The 13511-nt window shown below is 52.2% G+C and carries 8 protein-coding genes; 5 read left to right on the top strand and 3 right to left on the bottom strand.

Annotated features, from left to right (window positions below; genetic code table 11):
* Positions 1-39: 39 nt before the first annotated feature.
* The 4 genes from glyQ to ACJJI1_RS07885 all read left to right on the top strand — a co-directional run bounded on the left by glyQ (position 40) and on the right by ACJJI1_RS07885 (position 6969).
* On the top strand, positions 40-996 hold the full coding sequence (glyQ, locus tag ACJJI1_RS07900; RefSeq protein WP_282930551.1) for a glycine--tRNA ligase subunit alpha: 957 nt from the start codon (positions 40-42) through the stop codon (positions 994-996).
* Positions 996-3077, top strand: coding sequence for a glycine--tRNA ligase subunit beta (glyS, locus tag ACJJI1_RS07895; protein WP_444959017.1), 2082 nt, complete (start codon positions 996-998; stop codon positions 3075-3077). Before glyQ ends, glyS begins: the two co-directional genes overlap by 1 nt.
* A 56-nt stretch (positions 3078-3133) precedes the next feature.
* Complete coding sequence (gmhB, locus tag ACJJI1_RS07890) at positions 3134-3685, top strand: D-glycero-beta-D-manno-heptose 1,7-bisphosphate 7-phosphatase (RefSeq protein WP_444906790.1); 552 nt, start codon at positions 3134-3136, stop codon at positions 3683-3685.
* A 302-nt stretch (positions 3686-3987) separates the two neighbouring features.
* Complete coding sequence (locus ACJJI1_RS07885) at positions 3988-6969, top strand: S8 family serine peptidase (RefSeq protein ID WP_444959016.1); 2982 nt, start codon at positions 3988-3990, stop codon at positions 6967-6969.
* A 66-nt stretch (positions 6970-7035) separates the two neighbouring features.
* Here the strand turns inward: ACJJI1_RS07885 and ACJJI1_RS07880 are convergent, their stop codons facing one another.
* Both ACJJI1_RS07880 and ACJJI1_RS07875 read right to left on the bottom strand, forming a co-directional pair.
* Positions 7036-8310, bottom strand: coding sequence for a serine hydrolase domain-containing protein (locus ACJJI1_RS07880; RefSeq protein ID WP_444959015.1), 1275 nt, complete (start codon positions 8308-8310; stop codon positions 7036-7038).
* A gap of 426 nt (positions 8311-8736) precedes the next feature.
* Positions 8737-9732: a GlxA family transcriptional regulator gene (locus ACJJI1_RS07875; protein ID WP_444959014.1), complete on the bottom strand. Its 996-nt coding sequence runs from the start codon at positions 9730-9732 to the stop codon at positions 8737-8739.
* A 270-nt stretch (positions 9733-10002) separates the two neighbouring features.
* Between ACJJI1_RS07875 and ACJJI1_RS07870 the strand changes: the two genes are divergently transcribed.
* Positions 10003-11193: a class I SAM-dependent rRNA methyltransferase gene (locus tag ACJJI1_RS07870; RefSeq protein WP_444959013.1), complete on the top strand. Its 1191-nt coding sequence runs from the start codon at positions 10003-10005 to the stop codon at positions 11191-11193.
* A gap of 71 nt (positions 11194-11264) precedes the next feature.
* Here ACJJI1_RS07870 and ACJJI1_RS07865 read toward each other — a convergent pair whose 3' ends face one another.
* On the bottom strand, positions 11265-13445 hold the full coding sequence (locus tag ACJJI1_RS07865; RefSeq protein WP_444959012.1) for a TonB-dependent receptor family protein: 2181 nt from the start codon (positions 13443-13445) through the stop codon (positions 11265-11267).
* Positions 13446-13511: the final 66 nt, after the last annotated feature.

The raw sequence follows: 13511 nt of genomic DNA, 5'->3' as shown, positions 1-13511 counted from the left end.
GTCCCTTTGCCCACAGCAGATACTGATCCGGAGATAGCGGTGTCCAAGCAATACGATCTCAGTACCTTTCAGGGACTCATTTTTGCCCTGCAGGATTATTGGGCGCGCCAAGGGTGCGTCATTCTACAGCCTCTGGATATGGAAGTGGGCGCCGGCACCTTTCATCCAGCGACCTTCCTCCGTGCCATAGGCCCGGAAAACTGGAATGCGGCCTATGTACAGCCCTGCCGCCGCCCCACCGATGGCCGCTACGGCGAGAACCCCAACCGCCTTCAGCACTACTACCAATACCAGGTAGTAATGAAACCATCCCCGGACAATATCCAGGAATTGTACCTCGATAGCCTTCGCGCCATGGGCGTAGATCCCGCTGTCCACGATATTCGCTTTGTTGAGGACAACTGGGAATCCCCAACCCTGGGCGCCTGGGGCCTCGGCTGGGAAGTTTGGCTGAATGGTATGGAAGTTACCCAGTTCACCTACTTCCAACAGGTTGGCGGCCTCGAGTGCTACCCAGTTACCGGCGAGATCACCTACGGTCTTGAGCGTATCGCCATGTACCTGCAAGGTGTCGAGTCTATCTACGATTTAGTGTGGACCCGCAACCCGGATGGCAGCCCCGTCACCTACGGCGACGTTTTCCATCAGAATGAAGTGGAAATGTCCCACTACAACTTTGAACACGCCGATGTGGAGTTCCTGTTCGCGACCTTCGATCACTGCGAGCGCGAGAGCACACGCCTGATTGAGCTGGGCTTGCCGCTCCCCGCTTACGAGCAAGTTATGAAGGCCTCCCACGCCTTCAACCTTCTGGATGCGCGCCACGCCATCTCAGTGACTGAGCGCCAGCGCTATATCCTGCGCGTACGAACCCTGGCCCGCGCCGTGGCACAGGCTTACTACGATGCGCGCCGCGCCTTAGGCTTCCCCATGGCAGATGAAGCACTGCGGGCAGATATTTTGGCGGAAGACATCGAGCAAGAGGAGAAGCAGTAATGGCTCAGGATTTTCTGGTAGAGCTGGGCACCGAGGAGCTGCCGCCCAAGGCGTTACACAAATTAATGAGCGCTTTCGCCGATGGTATTACCCAGGGCCTCAAAGGCGCCGAGTTGTCTTTTGGCGAAGTTAAAGCCTACGCAGCCCCCCGTCGCCTGGCGGTAGCGGTATTCGGTTTGGCGGATAAGCAGCAAGACAAACAAATTGAGAAGCTGGGCCCGGCTGTCAAAGCCGCTTTCGATAAAGAGGGTAAGCCCAGTAAAGCCGCTGAGGGGTTCGCCCGCAGCAACGGCGTAACTGTTGAAGAGCTGGGACGCAAAGAGACCGACAGAGGCGAGCGCCTGGCCTTTATCAGCGAGCAAAAAGGCGCTGAAACCGAATCCCTGTTAGCGGGCATTGTCGAGAAGGCATTGGCGCAACTGCCTATTCCCAAGCGTATGCGCTGGGGTGCGCGCCGCGAGGAGTTCGTGCGCCCGGTGCACTGGCTCGTCATGCTGTTTGGCAACAAGGTAGTCAACGGTGAAGTACTCGGCTTAAAAGCCGGTAACACCAGCCGCGGCCACCGCTTCCACTGCAATCGCGAGCTGGAGATCCACTCCGCCCACGACTATGCACAGGTTTTGCGCGAACCCGGCTACGTAATGGCTGACTTCGCCGAGCGCCGCGAAGCCATTCGCGCCCAGGTGATTGCCGAAGCCAACAACGTCAATGGTGAAGCGGTCATCGATGACGATCTGCTCGACGAAGTGACTGCATTGGTGGAGTGGCCTGTTGCCCTCACCGGCCGCTTCGAAGAGCGCTTCCTGGAAGTACCCGCTGAAGCCCTGATCTCCTCCATGAAGGAGCACCAGAAATATTTCCATGTAGTAGATGAAGATGGCCAGTTGCTGCCTTTCTTTATCACCGTGTCCAATATCGAGAGCCAGGATGCCGCCCAGGTTATCCACGGCAATGAGCGCGTAATCCGTCCGCGCCTGGCGGATGCCGCCTTCTTCTTTGAGACAGACAAGAAGACCAGCCTGGAATCACGACGCGAGAAACTGCGCAAAATCGTGTTCCAGCAGCACCTGGGTAGCGTCTACGACAAGACTGAACGGGTAGCCGCCCTCGCCCGCACCATAGCTGAGAAAACCGGAAGCAACGGCGACTGGGCCGAGCGCGCCGGCCGCCTGTGCAAGTCGGACCTTGTTACCGAGATGGTGTTCGAGTTTGCCGATATGCAGGGCATCGCCGGCTACTACTACGCCGAAAATGACGGCGAGCCGTTGGATGTGGCCAAGGCCATGTACGAGCAGTATATGCCCAAGTTTGCCGGTGACGAGCTGCCCGCCAGCGACACCGGCACTGTAATCGCCCTGGCGGATCGCCTGGATACTTTGGTCGGCATCTTCGGCATAGGCCAACCCCCCAGCGGCTCCCGCGACCCCTTCGCCCTGCGCCGCGCCAGCCTGGGGATCATCCGTATTCTCGTAGAGAAGCGCCTCGACCTGGACCTGCGCGAATTGCTGGAATTGGCCCGCGACAACTACCCGCGCACCGCCCTGGGTGAATATGACAAGGTGGTGGAGCAAACTCTGCAGTATGTACTGGAGCGCTTCCGCGCCCGTTACGAAGATCAGGGTATCGCCACCGAAGTATTTATGTCCGTTGCCGCGCGCAAGCTGTCGCGCCCGCTGGATATCGACAACCGCGTGCACGCGGTCAACGCGTTTAGCCAGCTGCCGGAGTCCGGTGCTTTGGCCGCCGCCAACAAGCGCGTTTCCAATATCCTCGCCAAATTAGACAGTGCTGTACCCAGCAGTGTTGATGAAGCTCTGTTGCAGGAAGAGGCGGAAAAGGCTCTCTTCGCCGCAGTACAGGTTGCCCGCACAGAAGTCGAGCCTCTGTATAGCGATGCGCTCTTCGCCGAGGGCCTCGCCGGTCTGGCTGGCCTGCGTGAAACCGTAGACAGCTTCTTCGACCACGTGATGGTAATGAGTGACGACGAGCAACTGCGCAACAACCGCCTGGCCCTATTGGCCCAGCTGCGCGCACTGTTCCTCGAAGTTGCCGATATTTCCCTACTGGTTCCTGCCAAGTAATGACTTGCAGAGGCGGGGAATTAAACCCCCGCCTCGCAAATCAGGGAGATACTAATATGGCAATTATCATTCTCGGCCGCGACGGGGTGATCAACGAAAATCCCGATAAATTCGTCAAATCCGCCGACGAATGGCAGCCCCTGCCCGGCAGTATTGAAGCACTGGCAGCGCTCAGTCAGGCCGGCCATCAACTGGTGATAGCCACCAACCAGAGTGGCCTGGCGCTGGGCCAATTTGATCTGGATGACCTGGAAGAAATGCACGCTAAAATGCGTGCTCAGGTGGAAGATGCCGGTGGCGAAATCGCCGCTATTTTCTACTGTCCCCACGGCCCTGAAGATAATTGCCGCTGCCGCAAACCCCTGGCGGGTCTGCTGGATGCCATCGAGGCGGAATTTGATACCAGCCTGCACGACTGTTATTTGGTCGGAGACAAGCTGGCAGATCTTTATCTGGCGTTGGAGAAGGGGTGTAAACCCGTTCTGGTAAAAACCGGTGCAGGTGATCAGACCTTACAGCACCTAATCGAGCAGCCCGACCCCCGCCTGGCTAATACTTCAGTATTTGTTGATCTTTCACATTTTTCTCAGTTTTTATTATCCCCCTAAACCGCTCCCTCTCTCTTTTCGCTAGATGATTCGAGCGTCCAATATTTAACCTGGCGCACTATTTTTGCGATCAGTTGTTCACCCAGGCGCCAACTTATTGAGCTGTATGGCGCATTCCTTTAAAAGCAACTAGCGGGAGGGCGAGCCCATTGTTGTATCAGCGATTCGTGCCAAGCCAGGGATGGGTGAGGCTTGAATGACGCTCTGAACATTCCTGTCGGGGAAAAGGAGTAATGCCCCAGCGACGAGCTCTTTTAAGCCTTTTGTTGCCGCCTGCACAAAACAATAAAAGGGATACTCCAATGAAAAGACAAATTCTTACTGCCCTGACAGCCGGTATGTTGTTTTCCAACAGCCTATTTGCTGAGTCAGCCACAAGTAAGTTTGCCCCCAATCCGGAAAAACCAAAAAAAGTTTATATTGTTCAACTGGACAGCGAGCCTCTGTCTTCCTATAGCGGTACCATCCCCGGCTTATCGGCCACCAAACCGACTAAGCGTGGCAAAATCAACCCCCAAAGCAGTAGCTACCAACACTATTCCAATTTCCTCCGGTCGCAGCGGGAACAGGTTCTATCCACCATTCCCAGCGCACGTACTGTTCATGAATACGACACCGCTTTTAATGGCTTCGCGGCCGTAATGAGCGAAAAAGAGGCGGCTGCTCTGCGCGGTCGCGCCGACGTTAAAGGTGTTTGGGAAGATGAATTACTGAAGCCCCATACCGATTCCACAGCGAACTTCCTCGGCATCACAGATATGCCCAGCCCTTGGCTCTGGGGAATTACCGGTGAGGATATAGTGGTGGGCATTATCGACTCGGGAATCCATCCAGAGCACCAGAGTGTCGCCGACATAGCTACACCTTTTCAGGGCAACCTGGGACCCCATGTGCCCTACGGCTCTATTCCAGAATCCTTTACCGGCAACGGCTGTGAATTCGGCAACAGCGACCACAACCCCAACGACGCTGCGTTTACCTGTAACAATAAGCTGATTAAGGCCAAGTCATTTTCCGATGCCTTCCTGACCAACAACGAATTGGCAGATTACGAATTCCTGTCAGCCAGGGATGCAGACGGGCACGGTACCCACACCGCGACTACTGCCGCCGGTAACTATGGCGTTACCACCCCGGATGGAAAAACCCTTACCGGCATGGCGCCACGAGCCCGCATCGCGGTGTATAAAGTGTGCTGGGATGCTCCAGACCCCGATGATAGTGGTTGCTCGTCCGCCGACTCCATGGCGGCTATTGATGAAGCCGTGGCCGATGGAGTGGATGTTATTAACTTCTCGATAGGTGGCGCCAGTACCACCTTTAGTGGTGCCGATGACATCGCATTTTTATTTGCCGCCGATGCCGGCATTTTCGTCGCCACATCTGCCGGTAATAACGGACCAGGCCCAGAGACCATGGGAACCCCTTCAGGGGTTCCTTGGATAACCGCAGTCGGCGCCTCTGAAGATGACCAGAGCTTCGGCTTAGCCCTACAAGTATCCTCACCAGAGTCGGTTTCCGGCACTTACGAAGGACGCGAGGGTAACGGCACAGTAAGTCTGGAAGAGGTTGGAGCAGTCTCTGCTGAGGTTGTTCTCAGCGAGCCGTTAGAAGCTTGTAGCGAAGTCACTAACAGCGAGTCTTTGGAGGGCAGTATTGCTCTGGTAAGACGTGGGGGTTGCTCCTTTACCGATAAATATAATAATGCTGCCGATGCCGGAGCCTTGGCTATCGTCGTTTACAACGATGGTACTGCAGACGATCGCATCAACCCGATTTCCATGTCAGCCCCTGATACCCGTATCCCCGGAATGATGATCTCGTACTACGAGGGCGAAACTCTCGCAGCCAGTAGCGAAGTTTCTGGGGTTATCGATCCATCTCAATTGATCCCCAGGGAAGACCGCGTCGCAAACTTTTCATCTCGCGGCCAGAACGGCGGAGCTCCGGATATTATCAAGCCGGATATCAGTGCCCCGGGGGTTGGCATTATCGCGGGGATTTCTCCAGTGTTAAGCGGAGGAGAACTATTCGGAGCCCTCAGTGGAACTTCTATGGCCAGTCCCCATGTCGCCGGTGTAATGGCCATGCTGAAACAGGCCAACCCCCACTGGAGCCCGGCAATGGCCAAGTCCGCATTGATGACGAGTGCACGCAATGACCTGCGCAAGTCTTACGGACCAGCGGATGCAACACCATTTGATATTGGTGCCGGTGCCATAGTGCCCCGTGACGCCTTTAAACCGGGTCTGGTTTACGATGCGGGCTTCAATGATTATCTCGCCTTCCTATGTGGCGCTGAACTCCAGCCCGAGATGGTCGATAGCACAACCTGTGATGCTTTGACGTCCCTGGGATACTCTAGCGATTCCAGCGACCTGAACCTCGCTTCTATGGGGGTCGCCGACCTCCTCGGCAGCCAGACCGTCAAACGCCGGGTCACTAGCGTCGCCCCCGGCCAGCGTTGGTATTGGGCATCCGTCAACGCGCCACTCGGTATCGATGTAGATATCAACCCGAAAGTGCTGCGCCTCAGGGAGGGAGAGAGTGCTGAGTTTGAGGTGACCTTCACCGCCACAGAGTCCGCCGAAATGAATACTTGGGTCTTTGGTGACCTCACCTGGCAATCCGTAGGCTCCCAGATCAGTGTGCGCAGCCCAATTGCTATTCGGCCTGTTCCTCTAGCTGCACCACAGCAATTAACTGGCAGCGGCACCGATGGCAACCTCGAACTCAATGTGGGCTTCGGCTACAACGGTGATTTCCAGGTGAATGTCACTGGCCTGGCAGAGGGTGAGGCCACTACAACCACTGTTGAAGATGGCGATGTTCAAGTAATTTTCTTTGATATACCTGAAGGAACAGAGCTTGCGCATATCGCTATGTATGATGCCGATGTGGGCGACGGTAGCGGAAGTGACGACCTGGACCTGGAAGTTTATGGCCCAGCGCCAAACTATCCCGAAGTCGGTACCAGCGGCAGCGCCACTTCCGCAGAGTCAGTTTCCCTGGCTAACCCCTCTCCCGGTCAATATGCAGCCGTTGTTGTCGATTATGCGACATCCGCCGGCCCCACCAATTTCAGCTTATTCAATTTTAATCTGAACGGGGACAATGGAAATACCGCAGTGGATGCGCCGGCTCAAGCGCAGATTGGCGGAACTGGGGTAGTTTCTTTGGAGTGGATGAACATTACTCCCAATACCCGCCATCTTGGTATTTTGGCTCATGGTGACGGAGAAAAAGAATTTTCCGAAACTCAGGTCATGATTAATACTCAATAGGCCTCACACGCTAATAATTGATGGTAAGAAGTGAAAGTCAAAACCGGCCGGAGTTTGGCCGGTTTTTTATTCGCAATTGAGTGTATTCTGCTGATGAATAAAAGCGCTCGCTATATCTAGGGATACTCGACCAAAGTCCCAAAAATCTTTTGTCTTTCGATTGATATTCACAGCAACAGAAAGCTGATATTCCGGTAATATCATTAACCAACTCTGACTGCCACGACTAACTCCGCCGTGATTGGCCACTTTTGTTAATCCTACCTCAGGGATTTCTACTTCAGTCACCCGCCAACCCAAGGCATAGTTTTGTTCATTCACTTCACCATTGGCCAATTTTTGTGGCGCCCAAAATATCTCACGGACTCCTGGGGACAAGTAGTCTGCTTTCAGGAACTGAGCCCCCAGTCTCACCAAGTCACTGGGTGTGGAAATAAAGCCTCCCCCCGGCAGGCGATGACTTAAATCCACTGGACGCCATTCCCGCAGGCGAAGGGCACTGCCAGACAAGCCATTACTTTTGTAGAAACGAGCAATATTACGTTCTATATCACCATTCAGTGGCGATACCTCTGTGCTGTTCATTCCGCTAAGCGTAAATACCTCATCATGCATCACTTCCAGGTAAGGTTTGTCCTCAGCACCAGCCAAAACGGCTCCCAGAAGAACTGTGCCCAAAGTACTGTAATAAAAATCGGTACCCGGTTCGAAAAGTAATTCACTAGCATCAAAAATTCCAAGAGCCCGATACATATCCTCATAGTGAACATCCAGTGCCAGAGTTTGATACAACCCCAGCCAATCGGAGTTCTTTTTATAATGTGGCAAGCCAGACATATGGGAAGCCAATTGGCGCGGGGTCATTGACGCCCAATCGGGGTTTGGTAAGGGTTCCAAATAATTTGAGATAGATTTATCCAGATCAATAGCCCCCCTCTGTACCAAACGCGCCAATGCGGTTCCTGTTAAAGCCTTAGAGGTGCTACCAATACGAAAGCGAGTCTCTGTAGAAACAGGTACTCGCTCTTCTAAATCGGCCCAGCCGACGGCCCCTGCCCAAACTACTGCACCACAAGCAGATACTGCCGCAGAAATTGCCGGAGCACCGATTTTCTCACGATGATCTTCAATTGCTTTAAGCGATTGCCCTGCGGCAAGCTGCAATCCAATATCGGAAAGTTCTTGCGTGGACGGCGCTTTTGTAGGTAGAGCCTGCCACCCCAATGGACTTAACGGCACTGCATTTAGTGACCAGGCATAGAATTGATAAACTGGCCACAACATATAAGTAAAACCACACAGAAGTGTGGCCACGCTCATCAATATGAGCTTACGTCTCATACCCCCTCCGAATTAAGCTTTAGGTCTGTTGCCCGATTTAAAAGCAAGCTTGACACAATTAAAAGTGTCGCAGGAGACACATTTACGACCAATTCCGACACGATTTTAGGTCGGCCCTAGGTCTCAAATTTTATTCTATTCCCATGCTTCCTAAGCGGTGAACAATATCGAAATTTATTTTTAGATTTTTCCATAAAGAAGTATTTCATTGGCAAACTAATAAACTCTAGCGCCATTAGGGTATTCATAGGTTTACCTCCAACTCAGTAAATTTTCTCTAAAGTTGAAAACTAACCTTCAATAAACAATTATTAAAAATTCCGTTTGGGAGAGATTTAAAGAATCATTTACTTTTTAACTAGGCTAAATATAAATCTCCCAAATTAAATATTAACAATTGGCTGCAAGTAATTAATAATTATATTTTTAGTGAAAACGCTTTCGATATTCACTCGGCAAAATACCCTTATGCTTTTTAAAGGCTCTTCTCAATTGCTCTTGGGATTGAAACCCACAGAGTTTTGCCACTTTATCCTGTGACTGATTTTGTTCGGAAAATAATTGGCAAGCTCGTTCCACTCTTATTTGCTCTAGAAATCGAGCAGGCGTTACACCAAGTTCTCGCACAAAGCTCCGGGCAAAATTCCGTGGGCTCATAGCCGCTTCCTGAGCCAGCCTCTCCACCGTTATAGGTTTCTTAATATTCTGGTACATCCATTCAATCAAAGTTGCAAAACGATCGCTGTTTATCTGATTTTCCAATCGCACACTAAATTGCTGCTGTCCTCCATCTCTCTTTAAGTAGAGAACAAGAATTCGAGCCAGGTTGAGTGCCAAGCCCCTCCCATGGTCCTCCTCTATCATCGATAGAGCCAAATCAATTCCAGCAGTAATTCCGGCCGACGTATAAACATTACCGTCGCGGACAAAGATGGCATCCGGATCCACTTCTATCTGGGAGAATCCCTGCAACTCAGGAACATCCGCCCAATGCGTCGTAGCACGCCGCCCATTGAGAATGCCTGCGTTGGCGAGCATCAAGGCCCCACTACAGATTGAACCAATACGAGCAACTTTTTTCTGCTGCTCAGCCAGCCACTCCAGAACAGAACTATTGGCACATGCGCGCTGACAGGAGTCCGGTGGCATGCCGCTCACCAACAGGGTGTGAATCCCCTCAGCTTCATGGAACGGGAGGTCTATAAAAACCTTAACCCCTGTCGAAGTCGTAACCGGACCAGACTCAAGCCCCACCAACTGAATATCATAGAAATCCTGGTTGGAACGCCCTTGTTTGCGCAACTGGTCATTTGCCAAGGCAAAAACCTCTAGGGGACCTGTGATATCCAGGCTGGTAGCACCCGGGCAGACCACCATGGCGACTTTCCTAGCTCCATTTTGTGTTTGTTGGTGCTTATTCATCTCGGCAGTTTTCCACAATGGCTGGGGATAAGAATGTCTTACAGGCGCCAGATTCTGCCAGTTATAGCCAGCTTAGACACCCTGTTACCCCAAATTGATAGTCATTTTCTCCGGTACTGACGTATAAACTTTGACGGATATGAGTAACCCTCGGGTGACTATTGGTTCTCAAAGCTCCGAACGAGCCATACATCAGCTTCCAGGCTTGACCTTCACTTAGCTGTCCGCACAATTGGCCCTTAATTTGTACACATCAACGGAGATCCCCTTTTGGTGGAGTTAATACTGAATCGAGGCGCAGAGCGCCGACTCAAGCGTGGCCACCTATGGATTTACAGCAATGAGGTGGACACTAAGCGCTCTCCATTAAAGGGAATTGATGCGGGTAGTCAGTGCCAAGTTCACGATAGCCAGGGCAAGCTGCTCGGCACAGCCTTTGTGAATCCGAGCCAACTTATTTGTGGACGAGTAGTCAGCCGCAATTCTGACTTTTCCACAGATACTGTTTGTGAGCGCATACAAACTGCATTTGAACAGCGCCAACGGTACTTTTCCCACCCCAGCTACCGGATGGTATACGGTGACTCTGACTGGCTTCCGGGCTTGGTAGTGGATAGGTTTGGGGATTATTTAGTAGTCCAGGTCAGTAATTGGGGAATGGAGCGCTACCAACAAACGATTGTGGATAAGTTGGTGGAGATGGTTAACCCCAAAGGCATCCTGCTGCGCAATGATCATCAGGGGCGCGCAGTTGAAGATATGCCGCTGGTACACACCGTAGCCTTTGGAGATGTACCCGAGATGGTCCCGTTCGAGGAGAACGGCGTTCCACTTCTGGCCCCGGTACACCAGGGGCAGAAAACCGGTTGGTTTTACGATCACCGGGAAAACCGCAGGCTATTGAATCGCTGGGTCAACGGCAAAAAAGTATTAGATCTGTTTTCCTACGCGGGCGGTTGGGGTATTCAGGCACTGGCCAATGGTGCGGCAGAGGTAGTGTGCGTAGACGCCTCACAGCAGGCTTTGGACTGGTGTTTGCTCAATGCGGATCACAATGGATTCGCCGACAAGCTCAAAACCATCCAGGGTAAAGCACTGGATGTCCTCAAAGGGTTGGTTGCAGAGGGGGAGAGGTTTGATGCGATTGTGCTCGACCCACCCGCTTTTATTAAGCGGAGGAAAGATCATAAAGCCGGCTTGGCGGCCTATCGCCATATCAATGAACTCGCAATGCGTTTGTTGGCAAAGGATGGGCTGTTAGTAAGCGCTTCCTGCTCTATGCATCTGCAATCTGATGAGCTTCTCGACTGTATCCGTGGCGCCGCTCACCGCTTGGGGCGCCCAGCCTCAATTCTGGCCAGTGGTGGTCAAGGGGCCGATCACCCTGTGCATCCAGCAATTCCGGAAACCAACTACCTAAAAGCTCACTTTGTACATCTCGGGGGAAACACCAATAAGTAGGTGCTCATGAACCCCACAAGGCCCCGGTAATGACCGGGGCCTTGTTCTCAGATCGATGAGCCTACTTCAGGTCAAAAGACATACTTCATGCCTAAAGTGGCAGTGCGGGGTCGATTTGCACGGGCGCCATCTGGACTGCGACTAATAATAACCTGCTCATCCAACAGATTATCCACTTTCAGGTAACCGGTCAGGTCAACCATGAAATCATAATGCGCAGCAGCATCTACAACCCAAAGTGACTCGGTATAATCAAATTGGTCGGTATCTCCCCGGTTGCATTGGGTATTAACACACATCTCGTCCTGATAGGCTGCAGTCAGGTTCAAACGCCAAGCAGCGCCGCTATCCAGACCCGCAGATATCGCAAAGACATTTTCTGGGAGGTATTCGAGGTTGTCGCCGGCAAGCAGGTCATTACCGTCACTATCTTCACTGATTTCTGCATCAGTAAAGGTATAGGTTGCCCGCACCGGTAGTATCCAACCGTTTGTGAGCACCCACTCACTTCCAAGCGTAGCTTCCAGCCCTTTGATTTCTGCTTCACCCAACTGGTAGGTACCACTCTCGGCACCATTGGGACATTTCACCGCCACCGAGCAGTTTTGCACAGCATTTTCATAGTCACTGTAGAAGGCGATCAATTCAGCATTCAGGCTTCCTTTATCGAAGCGAGCACCCCATTCATAGTTTGTGGATAACTCCGGCCCCTGGCCATCGGCTGCACCTGCGCCGGGAGGGGCGAAGCCACGGTGCACACCTGCCAGCAGGCTCCACTGTTCGCTTGCCTGGTAAACAAGTCCCAAGCCTGGCAGCCATTCATCCACCTGATTGGAGCGATAGCTGCCCTTCTCGGTACGCTCAGCGTCGTTATAACGCTGCTGCTCGGTCTCTATATCCTCGTAGCGAAGAACAGCAGTGAGAGTCAGCTTATCGTTCAGCTGGATATCGTCGTAGATAAAGAACGAAGTTGCATCCGCTTCTTCAACACGGTTATTGCTGCTTTCTTCAGCGGTATCGGGAATATCTGTGCTCAGATACACCAATTTGCCATCAACCTGCTCATAGTTTTCAACAGGCTGGAATCTATCCACCTCATCTCGATGCTGGCGCACTCCAAAGGACAGCTCATGACTAACGGAAGCAGTATTAAAGCGCCAATCGGCACTGATCTGCAGGCCCTTGGCCTCGTACTCACGATTGTTGTGCTTAACACCGAAGGTGTAATCTTCAGTGCCATCCAAAACCGCTTGAGGGTCTAAAACTCCATCAACACTGCCGCCGGTATTAACAGCATCTATCAAGTCACCCTCGCTGACCTTAAACCAGTCGCGTTTAAACTTGTTGTAGTAAGCCTGGGTATGCAGGGCAAAACTGTCACTCAGTTCGATACTGTGGTTCAGCTGGATAGTGCTGTGGCGATTCTGCATTTCATCCAGGGCGCTGATACCGTATCGACGGTTCGGATCTTTCTTAAAGTCGGCATCCGTTAGGCCCAGATAACTCATGCCAGACTCCTCTTCGGAGTACTGAAGCTTGATATCCAACTGCTGGCGATAAGTTGCGTCTCTATCGGAACTGATACGACCCTTTAACAGATAGTCTTCTTTAGCAATATCTGCGCTGCCGGCACTATCGATTTCTCTGAATCCATCTGCATACTGCTGCTGTGTTTCCAACAACCAGCCAGTATTTTCTGTACTGGCACCATAATGAGCATGCAAACGGGTCTCACCGAATTCTCCGGCCTCTAGTTGCACCATACCTTCACTGGCAGTGGGAATAGGTGTGCTCAACATATTGACTGCACCACCCACGGTGAATGGGCCATATTGCAGAGATCCGGGGCCTTTCAACACCTCAATTGCATTCATGCGGCCCGCACTGGGGAAATAATAAGCTTCTGGTGCAGAGTAAGGAGCCGGAGCCACTAACACCCCATCTTCCATCAAGGAAATTTTGGCAGAGCGTCCCCCTTGGGCACCGCGAATCCCGATATTCGGACGCAATCCGTAGCCATCTTCTTCAAGAATGTAGACCCCAGGAACTGAGCGCATCATGCGATTGATATCTACAAACTCGAACTCAGCTAACTCGTCGGCATCAACCAAGTGTGCAGAGCCAGGCAATTTGGAAATAGATGAGGAGTCGCCAATTACTGTTACGCTCTCCAACTGTTGCTCGGCTAAGGTCGGCGCAGCAATAGTAGTGGCTATCGTAAAGGCCAGGGGTGTAAATGGAATGTGCTTCATGAACCCTCCAAGGATTATCTGTAACCTTGAATCATTGTTTTTATAAATACGAATGATTGTATTTTA

This window comes from Microbulbifer maximicatervae (SeqCode) (assembly GCF_052467065.1).
Note: the sequence above shows the minus strand (reverse complement) of the source record. Positions and strands in the feature narration are given on the sequence as shown.